Genomic DNA, 14,143 nt, shown 5'->3' on the forward strand with positions numbered 1-14,143 from the left:
TATACCGCTAGTTTCAGGCTTTTGGAGGGGTCTGGCCGGTCTGGCAATGACAGATATATCCTGATGCGTCGGTCATGATATTGGCCTGGGCGCGGATAACTCTCTTTGTCTGCCGCAGTCCGTTGCGAAGGTTGTTCTGTGGGAGAGGAGGCCCCGATGACCATGACCGCAAACGCGAATGACGACGTATTTGTGCTCGATGGAGAGCTTTTGCATACCGGGCCGGTAACAGGCTCATGGTTCATGCGACCCATCGAGGCTGTCGCGGCGGTGCTGCTGGCGGTGATGATCGGCCTGCTTCTGCTGGGCGTGACATCGCGCTATGCCCTGCATTTGCCAATCGTCTGGATCGATGAAACGGCGTCGTTGAGCTTCCTGTGGTTTGCCATGCTGGGTGCGGCAATTGCCATCGACCGCAGCGAGCACCTGCGCCTGACACTATTTCTCAATATGTTTCCGCAGCGCATTCTGGGCTATGTCAACTCGCTCGCTTTGGTGCTGGTAGCGACATTTCTTGCGGCGATTATCAAGCCGGCGATAGAATATGCCATCGAGGAATGGGTCGTCACCTCGGCGGCGCTGAATATTCCAATGTCCTTCCGCGCTGCCGCCTTGCCGGTTGGCGCCTGTCTGATGCTGCTGCTGGTCCTCAACAATCTCTTCCGCAGGGAGAATCTACGGGACATCATCGCAGCCGTTGTCACCGTCGCGGTCGCCTCCGGCCTACTCTATCTGGCATCGCCGACGCTCGAAACTTTCGGCAATTTCAATCTCGCGATCTTCCTCGGCCTGTTCGTGGCGGTGTTTCTGGTGCTGGGCGTACCGATCGCCTTCTGTTTCGGTCTTGGAACGCTTGCCTACCTGACCTTTACCACCTGGGTTCCGACCATCGTGATGATCGGGCGCATTGACGAAGGCATGTCGGGGATCATTCTGCTCTCGGTTCCGGTTTTCGTGCTGCTGGGCTGTGTGCTCGATGCCACCGGCATGGGCAAGGCGATTGTCGAGCTGCTATCCTCGATGTTCGGGCATATTCGCGCCGGCATGTCCTATGTGCTGCTCGGATCGCTGTTTCTGGTCTCGGGCATTTCCGGCTCCAAGGTTTCGGATATGGCAACGGTTGCACCGGCGCTGTTTCCGGAAATGAAGCGCCGTGGCCACAAGCCCAAGGAAATGATTGCGCTGCTCGCCACCGGCGCCGCCATGGCCGATACGGTTCCGCCCTCCATCGTGCTGATCGTTCTCGGTTCGGCGGCGGGCGTGTCGATTGCCGGCCTGTTCACTTCCGGCTTCATGATCGCCATGGTGCTGCTTCTGGTGCTGGCCGTGCTCGCCCGCTGGAAGGCGCGGCATGAAAACATGGAAGGCGCAAAACGCACCCCGTGGCCGCTGGTCGGCAAGGCGGCGCTGATTGCAGCACCGGCGCTGGTTCTGCCCTTCCTCATCCGCAGCCTCGTCGGCGGCGGCGTGGCGACGGCAACCGAGGTTTCCACCATTGCCGTGCTTTATGCGATGATTATCGGTGCGGTGCTTTATGGCGGCATCAGCCTCAAAAAGCTCTATTCCATGCTGGTGGAGACGGCCGCCCTTTCCGGGGCGATCCTGCTGATCCTCGGCTGCGCCTCGGCCATGGCCTGGGGGTTGACGCAAAGCGGCTTTGCCTTCCAGCTGACCGCGATGATCACCGATCTGCCGGGCGGCTGGATGACCTATATGGTCGTATCGATCCTGATTTTCATGATCCTCGGCTGCGTGCTGGAAGGCCTGCCGGCAATCGTATTGCTCGCACCGATCATGTTCCCCATTGCCCGCACGCTTGGCATCAACGACATCCATTATTCGATGGTGGTCGTGGTCGCGATGAATATCGGCCTGATGGCGCCGCCCATCGGCATCGGTTTCTATATCGCCTGCAAGATAGGCAATGTTTCGCCTGATGAGGCCATGGGCGCCATCTGGCCCTATCTCGCAGCCATGGTCATCGGTCTGCTGCTGATTGCGGCAGTTCCGGGCTTCTCGACAATTCTGCTCTGAGACCGTGGCGGGTCCACCCGCCACGCCGATGAATGACACATGCTTTTATTTTGGGAGGAGAAAGCAATGAATATCAACAGACGTACCGTGTTGGCCGGCGCCGGTTCTGCCGTTCTTGCCACCGCTTTTGTGTCGCGCGCCCGCGCTGCGCAATTCAATTATAAATATGCCAACAACCTGCCTGCCGCGCACCCCATGAACATCCGCGCCAAGGAAGCGGCTGACCGTATCGCCAAGGAAACCGACGGCCAGGTGATAATCAACATCTTTCCCAGCAGCCAGTTGGGCGCTGATACCGATGTGTTGAGCCAGGTACGCTCTGGCGGCGTTGAATTCTTTACGCTTTCGCCACTGATTCTGTCGACGCTAGTGCCGAATGCATCCATCAGCGGCATCGGCTTCGCCTTCCCGAACTACGATTCGGTTTGGGCGGCCATGGATGGCGATCTCGGCAAATATGTGCGCGGCGAAATCGCCAAACAGAACCTCGTTGCCATGGACACCATCTGGGATAACGGTTTCCGCCAGATCACCAGCGCGTCCAAGCCCATCGCCACGCCGGCCGATCTCGAAAGCTTCAAGATCCGCGTGCCGGTAAGCCCGCTTTGGACCTCGATGTTCAAGGCCTTCAAGTCGGCCCCAGCCTCGATCAATTTCGCTGAAGTCTACACCGCCCTGCAGACCGGCGTTGTCGATGGCCAGGAAAATCCGCTGGCGATCATTTCCACCGCCAAGCTGTTCGAAGTGCAGAAATTCTGCTCGGTCACCAACCATATGTGGGACGGCTTCTGGTTCCTGGCGAACAAGCGCGCCTGGGAGCGCCTGCCGGATGACCTGCGCGCCATCGTCGCCAAGAACCTCAATCAGGCCGGTAAGGACGAGCGGGCCGATGTGGCGAAACTCAATGCCTCGGTGAAGGAAGACCTGATTGCCAAGGGCATGACCTTCAACGACACCGACGCCTCACTCTTCCGCGCAACTCTCAAGGAAGCCGGTTTCTATTCCGAATGGAAGGGCAAATATGGCGATGAAGCCTGGGCCATTCTCGAAAAGGCTGTTGGCGCCAGCCTGACCTGATCGGTCCGCTGAATAATTGGCCCCGCTTTGAGAGCATTTCCAGGAAAAGTGAAAACGCTCTAGCGGGGCCGACCCGACTATTTCTGACGATTGTAATGGAGACTGTTTTGACAGGTCGCCTGACGGGAAAACGCGCCATAGTTTTTGGCGCAGGATCATCTGGTCCGGGTTTCGGCAATGGCAAGGCTGCGGCCGTGCAATTTGCCCGCGAAGGCGCGCGCGTAGCCTGTGTCGACCTTTCCGCTGACGCGGCCGAGGAAACCGCGCAGATCATTCGCGGCGAAGGTTTCGAGGCGATTGCGGTTGCTGCCGATGTCACGGAACTCGATTCCGTATCGGCTACGGTTGCGCGGACCTGCGAGATCTTCGGCGGCATCGATATTCTGCACAACAATGTCGGCGTGACCCATATGGGCGGCCCGGTAGAGCTGGACGAGGAACGTTTTCGAGCCTCGGTCGATCTCAATATCGGCTCCGTTTATCGCACCGCCAAGGCGGTACTGCCGGTGATGCTGGCGCAGGGCGGTGGGGCCATCGTCAACATCTCCTCGCTCGCCTCCATTCGCTGGACCGGTTATCCCTATTTTGCCTATTACGCCATGAAAGCCGCCGTAAACCAGGCAACCGTGGCGCTGGCAATGCAATATGCCCGCCAGGGCATTCGCGCCAATTGCGTTCTGCCCGGAATGATCGATACGCCGCTGATCTACAAACAGATCAGCAATCAATATGCCTCCGTCGAGGATATGGTGGCGGCGCGCAATGCCGCAGTCCCGGTCGGCCGCATGGGCGATGCCTTCGATATCGCCCGCGCGGCAGTCTTTCTGGCATCCGATGAAGCCAAGTTCATCACCGGAATCTGCCTGCCGGTCGATGGCGGGCAAAGCTGTGCGGTGGGAGCGTTTTCCTGATATGGCCACGATGATCCCGATGGAAAACGACCTGACAGGCGCGCGCGCGGTAGACCGGGCGCTGGGGCTGCTCTCCATGGTGGGGCGTCATGCCGAACGCGGTGTGGCGCTTTCGGTCATCGTCACCGAAAGCGGGCTGAACAAGCCCACGGCCCGCCGCCTGCTGCTGGCGCTGATCCGCGCAGGCCTGGTGGAGCAGGATGAGGAAACGCGGCGTTATTATCTGGGCGAGGAAGCCTATGTGCTCGGCAGCCTGTCATCGCGCCGTTTCGGCTTGCTGCAGATGGCCCAGGACAGTCTGACGCGCATTTCCCGCCGGACAGAGGATTCGAGCTTCCTTTCCGTGCGTCGCGACACGTTCGCATTATGCCTCTATCGCGAAGAAGGCACCTGGCCGGTGCGCACCCACGCGCTTCAGGCCGGTTTCGAGCACCCACTGGGCATTGGCGCGGGATCGCTCGCCATGCTGGCGGCGCTGCCCGATGCCGAGGTGGAAAGCGTCATTGCCGCCAATAGCGGGCTGATTGCCGCGAACTATCCCGGCATCACGCTGGACGGACTGCGCCGCGATGTCGAATTGACGCGAACCAATGGTTATTCGCTCAATCCGGGTCTGATCCTCTCGAATTCCTGGGGTATCGGCGTTGCCATCCGGACACCGGATGGCGCAGTGGCGGGGGCGTTGAGCATTGCCGCCGTCGACAGCCGCATGCGGCCGGAGCGCCAACCGGAACTGGCGGCGGTGCTGCGCGAGGAAGTGACCCGCATCGAGACACGCATTGCGGAAATGATGGCAAGCCGCGCCCGCACGCGTGGCGAAGGCGATGCGAAACGGCAAACAAGGAGAACGAGCAAATGAGCAAAGCGCAGATCGTCGGCTGGGCGCATTCGCCTTTCGGCAAATCGGCCCTTGAAAATACCGAACAACTGATGGCTTCGGTCGTGGCGCCAGCCATAGACCATGCGGGCGTCGATGTCGGCGATATAGACGGCATTTTCGTCGGCGTGATGAATAACGGTTTCTCGAAACAGGATTTTCAGGGCGCGCTGGTGGCCATGGGCGATGAGCGCCTCGCCTACACGCCCGCCGTGCGTTTCGAGAATGCCTGCTCGACAGGATCGGCCGCCCTTTACAGCGCCATGGATTTCATCGAGGCCGGGCGTGGGCGCATCGCGCTCGTTGTCGGCGCCGAAAAAATGACGGCGCTGCCAACCGCCGAGGTGGGTGAAATCCTGCTATCCGCCTGCTACCGTGCCGAAGAAGCCGATATTTCCGGCGGCTTTGCCGGCCAGTTCGGACGTATCGCCCAGGCTTATTTCCAGCGCTATGGCGATCGCTCGGAAGAACTGGCGATGATCGCCGCCAAGAACCACGCCAATGGCGCGGTCAATCCCTACGCCCATATGCGCAAGGATTTCGGCTTCGATTTCTGCAACACGGTATCGGATAAGAACCCTTACGTCGCAGGCCCGCTGCGCCGCACCGACTGCTCGCTGATTTCCGATGGCGCCGCCGCCATCATTCTGGCCGATGAGGAAACCGCAGCGACACTCAACCGGGCCATCGGTTTCCGGGGCCGCAAGCATGTCAATGACATTCTGGCGCTCAGCCGCCGCGATCCGCTGGCCTTCGAGGGCGCGCGCCGCGCCTGGGCAGGTTCGCTGGAACTCGCAGGCGCGACGCTCGACGACCTCTCCTTCGTCGAAACCCATGATTGCTTCACCATTGCCGAACTCATCGAATATGAGGCGATGGGATTGGCGAAGCCCGGTGAAGGGCACCGGGTGGTGCGCGAAGGCACGGCCCTGAAAACCGGTCGCCTGCCGATCAACCCCTCCGGCGGGCTGAAATCCAAGGGGCATCCGGTTGGGGCAACCGGGGTCTCCATGCATGTCATGGCGGCGATGCAATTGATGGGCGAAGCGGGCGACATGCAGATCCCCGGCGCCTCGCTCGCCGGTGTTTTCAACATGGGGGGAACTGCGGTTGCCAACTATGTCTCGATCATGGAGCGCGTGAAATGACGATACATCCTCCGGGCGGGGTTGCGCCTTCGACCACGCGGGTCATGAATCTCTCGCATTTCCTGACCCAGGCAGCGCGCCGCAACCCCGCCGACATCGGCTTCGTATGGGGTGAGAAGAGCTGGACATGGGCTGAAATGGACGCCCGCGTCGATGCGATGGCACAGGCGCTGGTAACAGAATTCGGCGTCAGGAAAGGTGACCGCATTCTGGTGCAGTCTTCCAACAACAACCAGATGTTCGAATCCATGTTCGCCTGCTTCCGCGTGGGCGCGGTGTGGGTGCCGACCAATTATCGCCAGTCGCCCGATGAGGTGGCCTATCTGGCAAAAGCCAGCGGCGCACGCGGCATGATCTGCGCCAGCGCTTTTCCCGAGCATGCAAGGGCGAGCCGCGAAGCAACCGCGATCGATTTCACCATCGCCATTGGCACGGCCGAATTCGGCGAGGACTACGACACTATCGTGGCCCGCCATCTGGGCCAAAAAGTAAAAAGCGAGGCGGTGGATCGGGACGATCCCTGCTGGTTCTTCTTCACCTCCGGCACGACGGGTCGGCCCAAGGCTGCGGTGCTGACCCATGGCCAGATGGCCTTTGTCATCACCAACCATCTTTGCGATCTGATGCCCGGCACCGGACCGGGCGACGCTTCCATCGTCGTTGCGCCGCTTTCGCACGGCGCGGGCATTCACCAGTTGGTGCAGGTGGCGCATGGGGCAAAAACGGTGCTTCCGGCTGCGGAAAAACTCGATGTGCCAGCGGTGTGGGCGCTGATCGAGAAATGGCGCGTCACCAATGCCTTTACCGTGCCGACCATTCTGAAAATGCTGATCGAAGACCCTTCCGTGGATCGTTTCGATCATTCCTCGCTGCGCTACGTCATCTATGCCGGTGCGCCCATGTATCGCGCCGATCAGAAACGGGCGCTCGCCAAGCTCGGCCCGGTGCTGGTGCAATATTTCGGCCTTGGCGAAGTGACCGGCAACATCACCGTGCTGCCGCCTTCCTTCCACAACACCGAAGACGGCCCGGAGGCGCGGATCGGCACCTGCGGTTTTGATCGCACCGGCATGGAAGTGCAAATCCAGAACGATGCGGGCGAGGAGCTTCAGGCCGGTGAAACCGGCGAAATCTGCGTTATCGGCCCTGCTGTTTTCGCGGGTTACTACGATAATCCCGATGCCAATGCCAAAGCCTTCCGCAACGGCTGGTTCCGCACCGGCGATCTTGGTCACCGCGACGAGAACGGTTTTGTCTACATCACCGGCCGCGCCTCCGACATGTATATTTCCGGCGGCTCGAACATCTATCCGCGTGAGATCGAGGAGAAAATCCTCATGCATCCGGATATCAGCGAGACAGCGGTTCTGGGCGTGCCGGATGCGGTGTGGGGCGAGGTCGGCGTCGCCGTCTGCGTGGCGCGGGAGGGCGCGGATATCGCCGGCATCGACCTGAAAGCCTATCTCGACGGCAAGATGGCCCGTTACAAGCTGCCGAAAGCCATTGTGTTCTGGGATGCCATGCCGAAATCCGCCTATGGCAAGATCACCAAGAAGATGATCCGCGAGGAGCTGGAAAAGCGCGGCCAGATGCCGGTTTTTGAGGAAAAACTGACTGGCTGAAGGCCGTAACGCATAACCGGGAGGAGACGGTATGACACAGCAGACGAGAGAGATGAAAGGCGCTGTCGCCATCACCGGCGGCGCATCGGGTATCGGCTTTTCCACGGCGCAGCTGTTGATGGCGCGCGGCTGGCAGCCATGGCTACTGGATCTCAAGCGTGAGGCGCTGGATGCGGCCTGCGAAAAACTCGGCATCGATGCTTCGCGCGGCATCGTCTGTAACGTGGCGGATGAGATGTCGATAGAAAAGGCATTCGCCGCCTTGACGTCAGACGGCGCCGATCTGGTGGCCGTCGTCAACAGCGCCGGCATCGGCATCGACAAGCTTTCCGTCGATACCAGCGTGGAAGAATTCCGTCGTATCGTTGACGTCAATCTCGTCGGCAGTTTCGCCGTGGCCCGCACCGCCGCGCGTTATTGGCTGGACCGCGCAATTTCCGGTTCGATCGTCAATATCAGCTCGGTTTCCGGCATGTGCGGCAATCGTGGTCGCAGCGCCTATGGCGCTTCAAAAGGCGGCGTCAATCTTCTGACGATGGTTATGGCAAACGAACTGGGGCAATCGGGCATTCGCGTCAATGCGATTGCGCCCGGCCCCGTCGATACCCCCCTCACCCAGGCGGTTCATACGGAGAATGTTCGCAGCCAGTGGCACAGCCGCGTTCCCATGCACCGCTATGGCAGGACGGACGAGATCGCCTCTGCCGTGGCTTTCCTTGTCTCGGACGACGCGAGCTACATCAACGGACAGGTGCTGGCCGTAGACGGCGGCTTCATTACCGCAGGGCTTGCGGTATGACGATAACGCCCCCGGAGGGGCTTCCGCGCAGCATCGTCCATCCGGGGCCGGCAACACCCGAACGCTTCCGAGTCGTCGGTTGCCACGCCCATCCGGTCAGGCTGAATGCCAGACCCGGTGTCTGCGTCAATGAGGCGATTGCAGAAGCCTTTGTCGAACAGGGTTTCTATGGGGGTTATGTCAGACTGAAAAATGTGCCGATGAAGCGGTTGCACTATGTCATGCCCGCAGCGGCACCCGATGACGCGCATGCCGCCTGGTATAGCGAAACATTCTCCATGCCGGGAGGTACAATCATCGATGCCGGCCTGCATATGGGGCGGCGCGACGGTCAGCCGTTCCTGCACTGCCACGGTTCGTGGAAAAGTGCCGAAGGCGTTCTCTCCATGGGCCACCTGCTGCCTTTGGAGTCCGAATTTGCCGGGGAAACGCCGCTCGAGGCGCTGGCGCTGGATGGCGCAATTCTGGACGTGCAGAAGGATGAGGAAACCAATTTCCCCCTCTTCACGCCCATCGCTCAGCAGCGCAAACGGAAAGATGCAGGGCTCCGGGCGCTGTTGTGCACCGTGCGGCCCAATACCGATATCTGCACGGCGCTTGAAGCCGCTTGCAGACAGTTCGACCTGAGGGAAGCCGAGGTCAATGGTATCGGCAGCCTGATCGGTGCGGATTATGAAGACGGAACAAGTCTCACCGCCTATGCCAGCGAAATCCTCATCCGCAATGGCCGCATCCACCCCTCCGCCACGGGTGGCGAACGGGCAATGCTGGATATTGCGATGGTCGATCTTACCACGCGGATCAGCGGCGGGCGGCTGGTGCGCGGCAAAAACCCGGTCTGCGTCACTTTCGAGCTGCTTCTGACCGAAAGACAGGGGGCGGCTGCATGAGTTGCGCCGTGCAACTCCACCGCCCGCCTTACCGTACCTCACGCCGCCTACGGCTTTTCCGCAGGCAACCATTCTTCCAGCGTCACCTCAAAGGTCATGCACACCGGGTTGGCGCCGGCGATGAAGGGACCGCCATAAACCGCGCCATCGGTATCGGCGACAACGCCGGTCAGCGCGGCGCGCAGGGAGCCATCCGTCTGGGCGCGCACTTCACCGGCAATCGAAACGATTTCAACGGCAGGACCGCTTATCTGCAAAAACGCGCCGCTGCGGGTGCCGAGACACGCATCCACCAGACTGCCCAGCGCGCCGCGCACGAAGGCATTACGGAAACCTTCGGCCAGACACAGTTTCTCGACGCCGAGCACGAGATCTTCATTGGGCGCAATGCGGGCATAGGCCACGCGGCCCATGGAGCCGGATTCGACAGTGTTATGCGTGTTCATCGGCGGGCTCCGTGCGGTTCCTGGGTTGAAGAAGGGGAATATTGGTTTCGGGATCGAAGGACTGCTGCAGCACAAAACTGTCGAGCGAGGTCACAAGGGCGGAAATGCCGCCTTCTCCGACGATACAGGATTCCGTCAGCAAATGGCCCCCTTTGACCACACCCGCCGCGGTCCGCATGGCGGCATGGCAGTGCACGATCGGCTCGCCCTTCATGCTCCGCCCCAGCGTGGCGTTGCCGAAAACCAGCCAGGCCGCCCCGGCATCGATGGGTTTCGTATAGGCGATGACCGCCCTGCCGGAGGGATCGGGTGGAGCCACGCAATAGGACAGAATGTCGAAATAACCGCCGAGAATGGTCAAAGAGGCATTTTCAATGCCGTTTTCGGCCAAAGACCGCACGATTCCATCGTAAAGGCTGCACCCCGGCGCGATGAACAGCCGCATATGGCGCGCAGATGGCGAGCGCAGGCTGTTGATACGCACCGGCGAAGAAATACCGGGGTGTATCAGCGTTCTCGGCCTTGGAAAATGCTGTTGCCGTGTGGGTGCCATGCCTGCTCCTCCCTGCTGCCTGTACCTTGCAGTACGGTACTTAAAGACCAGCCAAAGGTGCTTTCGAATGGCGTCGCCAAAGTGCCCTCCGGAAAACACTTCTTTCGCGAGCGGCCCCACGGACGGCAGATTTTTTTGCGATACATTTCAGGGAGACCGGCATGACGAAGCCGCTGGACAGAATTGACCGCAAAATATTGCGAGCCCTGCTGGAGAACGGCAGGCTGAGCAATACGGAACTATCGGAAAAGGTGGGGCTGTCGCCCAGCCCTTGCTGGCAGCGCGTCAAGCGGCTGGAAGACGAAGGGGTCATTCGCGGCTATACCGCCATTCTCGATCAGGCCCATCTTGGACTGACCGAGACGGTGATCATCGAGGTCATGCTGGAACGTCACGACGATGAAGTTCTGGAACGTTTCGGTAAGGCCATGGCCGCTCTTCCCGAAGTGCTGGAAGCCTATCTGACAACCGGCGAATATGATTATCTCATCAAGGTGGCGGTGGCGGGAACCGCGGGCTACGAGCAGTTTCTGCGCCGCAAGCTTTACAAGATCGAGGGTGTGCGCCATTCCCGCTCCTGTTTCGCACTTAAATGCCTCAAGCATACTTTATCGGTCGTGCCCGATGCGGAGCCGCCACCCGCCTGAAAGGAGCCTGCCTCCGCGGCGGTTTTTCCTTACGGGCGCAGAAGCAGCGTCACCGACCAGATGACAAAGGCGGCAACCGCGATCTTCCAGCAATCGCCTCTTTTTTTCAGGCCCGGCAGACCGAGCGGCCGGATGATCTGGACCACCATGGCCAGCAGTAAAAAAAGGCCGATCGCCTTTGTCATTTATTGAGCCTTTTCTTTATTTCTGCATCGTCACAGGCTGGACATTTTTACCGTTCACCAGAAGAGTGCAACTCATTCGGGTAACGCCCGTCCTATGACCTGTCCGACCGTCCGTCCGAACGCATGAGAGTGTTTTCATGAGCAGAAATCTTCTACCCGTATTCGCTCTTTTATCCAGCACTCTGTTTCTTTTTCTCGGCAACGGCCTTCAGGGCCTTGTGCTGCCGGTGCGTGGTTCGGCGGAAGGTTACTCCAATGAAATTCTTGGCTTTCTGGGCACTTCCTGGGCGGCGGGATTCGTCGTCGGTTGCTTTGTCGCGCCTGCCATCGTGCGCCGCGCCGGGCATGTGCGGGCATTCGGGTCCTTCGTGGCGCTGGTGTGCCTGACGGTGCTGATGACCGGCCTTATCATCGACGACACCTCATGGATCGCGCTGCGCGCGCTTACCGGTTTCTGCACGGCCGGAACCTCGATGATCATCGAAAGCTGGCTGAACGAGCGCGCCACCAATGAAAGTCGTGGCATGATCTTCTCGCTTTATATCGCCATCACGCTGCTCGGTGTCGTGGCGGGGCAGATGATCGTGCCGATGGGGGATATCAGCAATACCTCGCTGTTCATGATCTGCGGCATCATCTATTGCATCGCGATTCTGCCGGCCACGCTTTCGAAAGCGGCGAGCCCACAGCCGTTGCAGAAGGTGAAGCTGGATCTGCCGGCCCTTTACCGCAACTCACCGGTTTCCTTCATCGGCATTCTGATGATCGGCATTGCCAACGGCGCTTACGGTACGCTTGGCGCCGTCTTCGGTGCACGGGCAGGGCTGGACCCGACCATGATCGCCATCATGGTGTCCGTCACGATTTTCGTCGGTGCGCTGGCGCAATTTCCCGCAGGCCGGCTTTCAGACCGGATAGACCGCCGCTATGTGCTGGCCGGGCTGGCCGGGCTTGGCGCGGTCGCGGGCCTGGCTGTCGCGGTGGTCCAGCCGCATGATGTCTATGTGCTGATTTCGATGATCGCCATTTATGGCGCCGCCGCCAACGCGCTCTATCCCATCGCCGTGGCCCATGCCAACGACTTCGCCGCATCGGAAGACTTCGTCAAGGTTTCCGGTGGTCTGCTGCTGCTTTATGGCATCGGCACCATCATCGGCCCGACGCTCGGCGGCGCGATCATGACCCATTTCGGCCCCTATGCGCTGTTTCTGGTCACGGCTGTGGCGCATCTGCTCATCACAGCCTATGCCATCATCAGAAGCCGCCGGCGCGCAGCGCTTTCAACCGAGGAAAAAGACAATTTCTCGACGATGATGCCAACGACACCCTCGCCGCTCGTCACGCCGGAAAGTATTGCGCTTGACCCGCGCGCGCCGCAATATCCAGGCGACGATGGCGACTATGTGGAAAAAGGAGCAGGCATATGAGCCTCTTTGACGATGACCGTCCGCAAAAACCGGCAGCGCATGAGATCGGTGGCGATCTCAGCCTTCTTTCCGTGGACGAACTGAGCAGCCGTATCGATCTTCTGCAAGCCGAAATCACCCGACTCGAAGAGGAGAGGACACGGAAATCCGCCGGAAGGCAGGCGGCGGAAAATCTCTTCCGATCCTGACGCGCACTGCAGAATAGGTACACGACTGCACTTCCGCTGCCGTAAGCTAAGGCTCAGCCAGCGCCCGAAAATGAATATTACGGGGCAGTCTTTCGTTTACCATTAACCAAAAATTAAGCTTTCTGAGAGATTACTATACATGTCCAGTTCTTCTGGACCTCAGGCATCTTCTCCATACGGCGAATTGGTCTGATTTTTCTCCCTGTTTTACCTTGAGAGCCGCTTTCGCGGCTCTTTTTTTGCCGCTGGCCGGTTTCCGTAAAACTGTGGGTATTAACCCTTCTTTAATAATTGCCTTGCGCATTTCAGGTAAAGATACCATCCTGAAAACACTAAAGGCCGGAACAAAATATCCGCGTCGTCGTTGCCTGACAGTGTGGTGCGTGAGCAGGGATTTAAAGAAAATGTCGGAACAGGTTTTAAATACCATAAGCTTTGCGGGTCGCGCAGCTGCTTCCAACCAGTTCAAGACCCTCTATACCGAAGGCATGACCTTGGTTGAGGAAACGGCAAGTTATCTCGACGGCGCCGGCCGCGCCGCCTCCAAGGTGCTGCCGCGCATGGCCTCGGTGCTTTATGCGGCGGAATCGATGCGCCTCACCACCCGCCTGATGCAGATGGCCTCCTGGCTGCTTCTGCAGCGCGCCGTCAACAACGGTGAAATGACGCGCGATCAGGTTCTGAGCGAAAAGAACAAGGTGCGACTCGACAGCTTCAACGTCGACCGCAATGCGCCCGGCTGGAACGACCTGCCGGAATCCTTCCGCGACCTCATCGAGCGCTCGCTGCGTCTCCAGAACCGCATCGCCCTGCTCGACCGCGAAATCTATCGCCCGTCCGAAGCCGCCAAGGTGCCGGACAATGAAAACAGCGTGCAGGCGCAGCTCAACCTCCTGCGCACGGCTTTCTCGATCAACTGAGAAAAGACGACCTTATCCGGACAATTTGAAAAGCAGGCTCACCGGCCTGCTTTTTTCTTTTGCGTGCTACGCGGGCGCGAGCGCCATCGCCGAAAAATGGCAACAAAAAAGCCCGGCAAAACCGGGCTTTTTTTAAACGATCCGTCCGCAAGAGGATCAGAGGCCGAGGCCGCCGAAACGCTTGTTGAATTTGGAAACGCGACCACCGCGGTCCATAAGCTGCTGGTTGCCGCCCGTCCATGCCGGATGGGACTTGGGGTCGATTTCAAGGTTCATGACGGCGCCTTCCGAACCCCAGGTGGAGCGGGTTTCGTATTCGGTGCCATCGGTCATGACCACCTTGATCGTGTGATAATCGGGATGGATATCAGCCTTCATGACAATCTTCCTGGTTAAGTGACGTGCGGTCCATTTGCCGC

The 14,143-nt window shown here is 59.7% G+C and carries 16 protein-coding genes; 12 read left to right on the plus strand and 4 right to left on the minus strand.

The genetic code is table 11. The annotated features are described in order from the left end of the window. Positions 1–156 precede the first annotated feature (156 nt). From AGR7B_RS17755 to AGR7B_RS17790, 8 genes are all read left to right on the plus strand, one after another. Positions 157–2,034, plus strand: coding sequence for a TRAP transporter large permease (locus AGR7B_RS17755; protein ID WP_080857469.1), 1,878 nt, complete (start codon positions 157–159; stop codon positions 2,032–2,034). A 66-nt stretch (positions 2,035–2,100) separates the two neighbouring features. Beyond that, on the plus strand, positions 2,101–3,111 hold the full coding sequence (locus AGR7B_RS17760; RefSeq protein WP_080857470.1) for a TRAP transporter substrate-binding protein: 1,011 nt from the start codon (positions 2,101–2,103) through the stop codon (positions 3,109–3,111). Between the two features lie 107 nt (positions 3,112–3,218). After that, entirely contained in the window at positions 3,219–4,022 is an 804-nt protein-coding gene (locus AGR7B_RS17765; RefSeq protein ID WP_161987910.1) for an SDR family NAD(P)-dependent oxidoreductase, read from the plus strand. A gap of 1 nt (position 4,023) precedes the next feature. Beyond that, complete coding sequence (locus AGR7B_RS17770; RefSeq protein WP_065656496.1) at positions 4,024–4,881, plus strand: IclR family transcriptional regulator; 858 nt, start codon at positions 4,024–4,026, stop codon at positions 4,879–4,881. Then, complete coding sequence (locus AGR7B_RS17775) at positions 4,878–6,047, plus strand: acetyl-CoA acetyltransferase (protein ID WP_065656497.1); 1,170 nt, start codon at positions 4,878–4,880, stop codon at positions 6,045–6,047. The genes AGR7B_RS17770 and AGR7B_RS17775 overlap by 4 nt, the downstream gene beginning before the upstream one ends. After that, positions 6,044–7,669 (plus strand): acyl-CoA synthetase, encoded by a 1,626-nt coding sequence (locus tag AGR7B_RS17780; RefSeq protein WP_080857472.1) that lies wholly within the window; start codon positions 6,044–6,046, stop codon positions 7,667–7,669. Before AGR7B_RS17775 ends, AGR7B_RS17780 begins: the two co-directional genes overlap by 4 nt. A gap of 31 nt (positions 7,670–7,700) precedes the next feature. Then, complete coding sequence (locus tag AGR7B_RS17785) at positions 7,701–8,468, plus strand: SDR family NAD(P)-dependent oxidoreductase (RefSeq protein WP_080857473.1); 768 nt, start codon at positions 7,701–7,703, stop codon at positions 8,466–8,468. Then, a complete protein-coding gene (locus tag AGR7B_RS17790) occupies positions 8,465–9,358 on the plus strand; it encodes a PCC domain-containing protein (protein ID WP_080857474.1) in 894 nt (297 codons plus the stop codon). The genes AGR7B_RS17785 and AGR7B_RS17790 overlap by 4 nt, the downstream gene beginning before the upstream one ends. A 47-nt stretch (positions 9,359–9,405) precedes the next feature. On the opposite strand, the gene AGR7B_RS17795 is transcribed toward AGR7B_RS17790, so the two are convergent. Together AGR7B_RS17795 and AGR7B_RS17800 are read right to left on the minus strand one after the other, a co-directional pair. Beyond that, positions 9,406–9,804: a PPC domain-containing DNA-binding protein gene (locus tag AGR7B_RS17795; RefSeq protein ID WP_162934193.1), complete on the minus strand. Its 399-nt coding sequence runs from the start codon at positions 9,802–9,804 to the stop codon at positions 9,406–9,408. Next, positions 9,791–10,357 carry a PCC domain-containing protein gene (locus AGR7B_RS17800; protein WP_162934194.1) on the minus strand — a complete coding sequence of 189 codons (567 nt, stop codon included), beginning with the start codon at positions 10,355–10,357 and terminating at the stop codon, positions 9,791–9,793. The genes AGR7B_RS17795 and AGR7B_RS17800 overlap by 14 nt, the downstream gene beginning before the upstream one ends. A 161-nt stretch (positions 10,358–10,518) precedes the next feature. On the opposite strand from AGR7B_RS17800, the gene AGR7B_RS17805 reads away from it, so the two are divergent. Beyond that, complete coding sequence (locus tag AGR7B_RS17805) at positions 10,519–11,004, plus strand: Lrp/AsnC family transcriptional regulator (protein ID WP_065656502.1); 486 nt, start codon at positions 10,519–10,521, stop codon at positions 11,002–11,004. Between the two features lie 29 nt (positions 11,005–11,033). Here AGR7B_RS17805 and AGR7B_RS25985 read toward each other — a convergent pair whose 3' ends face one another. Then, on the minus strand, positions 11,034–11,189 hold the full coding sequence (locus AGR7B_RS25985) for a hypothetical protein (protein ID WP_003520354.1): 156 nt from the start codon (positions 11,187–11,189) through the stop codon (positions 11,034–11,036). Between the two features lie 137 nt (positions 11,190–11,326). Here AGR7B_RS25985 and AGR7B_RS17810 point away from each other — a divergent pair, with 137 nt between their 5' ends. From AGR7B_RS17810 to rcdA, 3 genes are all read left to right on the plus strand, one after another. After that, positions 11,327–12,616 (plus strand): MFS transporter, encoded by a 1,290-nt coding sequence (locus AGR7B_RS17810; protein WP_035262904.1) that lies wholly within the window; start codon positions 11,327–11,329, stop codon positions 12,614–12,616. After that, positions 12,613–12,804 carry a DUF1192 domain-containing protein gene (locus AGR7B_RS17815; RefSeq protein WP_003506186.1) on the plus strand — a complete coding sequence of 64 codons (192 nt, stop codon included), beginning with the start codon at positions 12,613–12,615 and terminating at the stop codon, positions 12,802–12,804. The genes AGR7B_RS17810 and AGR7B_RS17815 overlap by 4 nt, the downstream gene beginning before the upstream one ends. 404 nt (positions 12,805–13,208) lie before the next feature. Continuing rightward, positions 13,209–13,724: a protease adaptor protein RcdA gene (rcdA, locus tag AGR7B_RS17820; protein WP_003506184.1), complete on the plus strand. Its 516-nt coding sequence runs from the start codon at positions 13,209–13,211 to the stop codon at positions 13,722–13,724. A 156-nt stretch (positions 13,725–13,880) separates the two neighbouring features. Here the strand turns inward: rcdA and rpmE are convergent, their stop codons facing one another. Next, positions 13,881–14,102 (minus strand): 50S ribosomal protein L31, encoded by a 222-nt coding sequence (gene rpmE / locus AGR7B_RS17825; RefSeq protein ID WP_003497640.1) that lies wholly within the window; start codon positions 14,100–14,102, stop codon positions 13,881–13,883. Positions 14,103–14,143 lie beyond the last annotated feature (41 nt).

The sequence above is a fragment of the Agrobacterium deltaense RV3 genome (assembly GCF_900013505.1).
In the GTDB taxonomy this organism is placed as follows: domain Bacteria; phylum Pseudomonadota; class Alphaproteobacteria; order Rhizobiales; family Rhizobiaceae; genus Agrobacterium; species Agrobacterium leguminum.

Bases quoted from the DNA above. Each gene is read 5' to 3' on its own strand.
- AGR7B_RS25985 (WP_003520354.1), bottom strand. From the start codon at position 11,189: ATGACAAAGGCGATCGGCCTTTTTTTACTGCTGGCCATGGTGGTCCAG.
- AGR7B_RS17790 (WP_080857474.1), top strand. From the start codon at position 8,465: ATGACGATAACGCCCCCGGAGGGGCTTCCGCGCAGCATCGTCCATCCG.
- AGR7B_RS17775 (WP_065656497.1), top strand. From the start codon at position 4,878: ATGAGCAAAGCGCAGATCGTCGGCTGGGCGCATTCGCCTTTCGGCAAA.
- AGR7B_RS17810 (WP_035262904.1), top strand. From the start codon at position 11,327: ATGAGCAGAAATCTTCTACCCGTATTCGCTCTTTTATCCAGCACTCTG.
- AGR7B_RS17755 (WP_080857469.1), top strand. From the start codon at position 157: ATGACCATGACCGCAAACGCGAATGACGACGTATTTGTGCTCGATGGA.
- AGR7B_RS17760 (WP_080857470.1), top strand. From the start codon at position 2,101: ATGAATATCAACAGACGTACCGTGTTGGCCGGCGCCGGTTCTGCCGTT.
- AGR7B_RS17795 (WP_162934193.1), bottom strand. From the start codon at position 9,804: ATGAACACGCATAACACTGTCGAATCCGGCTCCATGGGCCGCGTGGCC.
- AGR7B_RS17805 (WP_065656502.1), top strand. From the start codon at position 10,519: ATGACGAAGCCGCTGGACAGAATTGACCGCAAAATATTGCGAGCCCTG.
- rcdA (WP_003506184.1), top strand. From the start codon at position 13,209: ATGTCGGAACAGGTTTTAAATACCATAAGCTTTGCGGGTCGCGCAGCT.
- AGR7B_RS17780 (WP_080857472.1), top strand. From the start codon at position 6,044: ATGACGATACATCCTCCGGGCGGGGTTGCGCCTTCGACCACGCGGGTC.
- AGR7B_RS17785 (WP_080857473.1), top strand. From the start codon at position 7,701: ATGACACAGCAGACGAGAGAGATGAAAGGCGCTGTCGCCATCACCGGC.
- rpmE (WP_003497640.1), bottom strand. From the start codon at position 14,102: ATGAAGGCTGATATCCATCCCGATTATCACACGATCAAGGTGGTCATG.
- AGR7B_RS17770 (WP_065656496.1), top strand. From the start codon at position 4,024: ATGGCCACGATGATCCCGATGGAAAACGACCTGACAGGCGCGCGCGCG.
- AGR7B_RS17800 (WP_162934194.1), bottom strand. From the start codon at position 10,357: ATGGCACCCACACGGCAACAGCATTTTCCAAGGCCGAGAACGCTGATA.
- AGR7B_RS17815 (WP_003506186.1), top strand. From the start codon at position 12,613: ATGAGCCTCTTTGACGATGACCGTCCGCAAAAACCGGCAGCGCATGAG.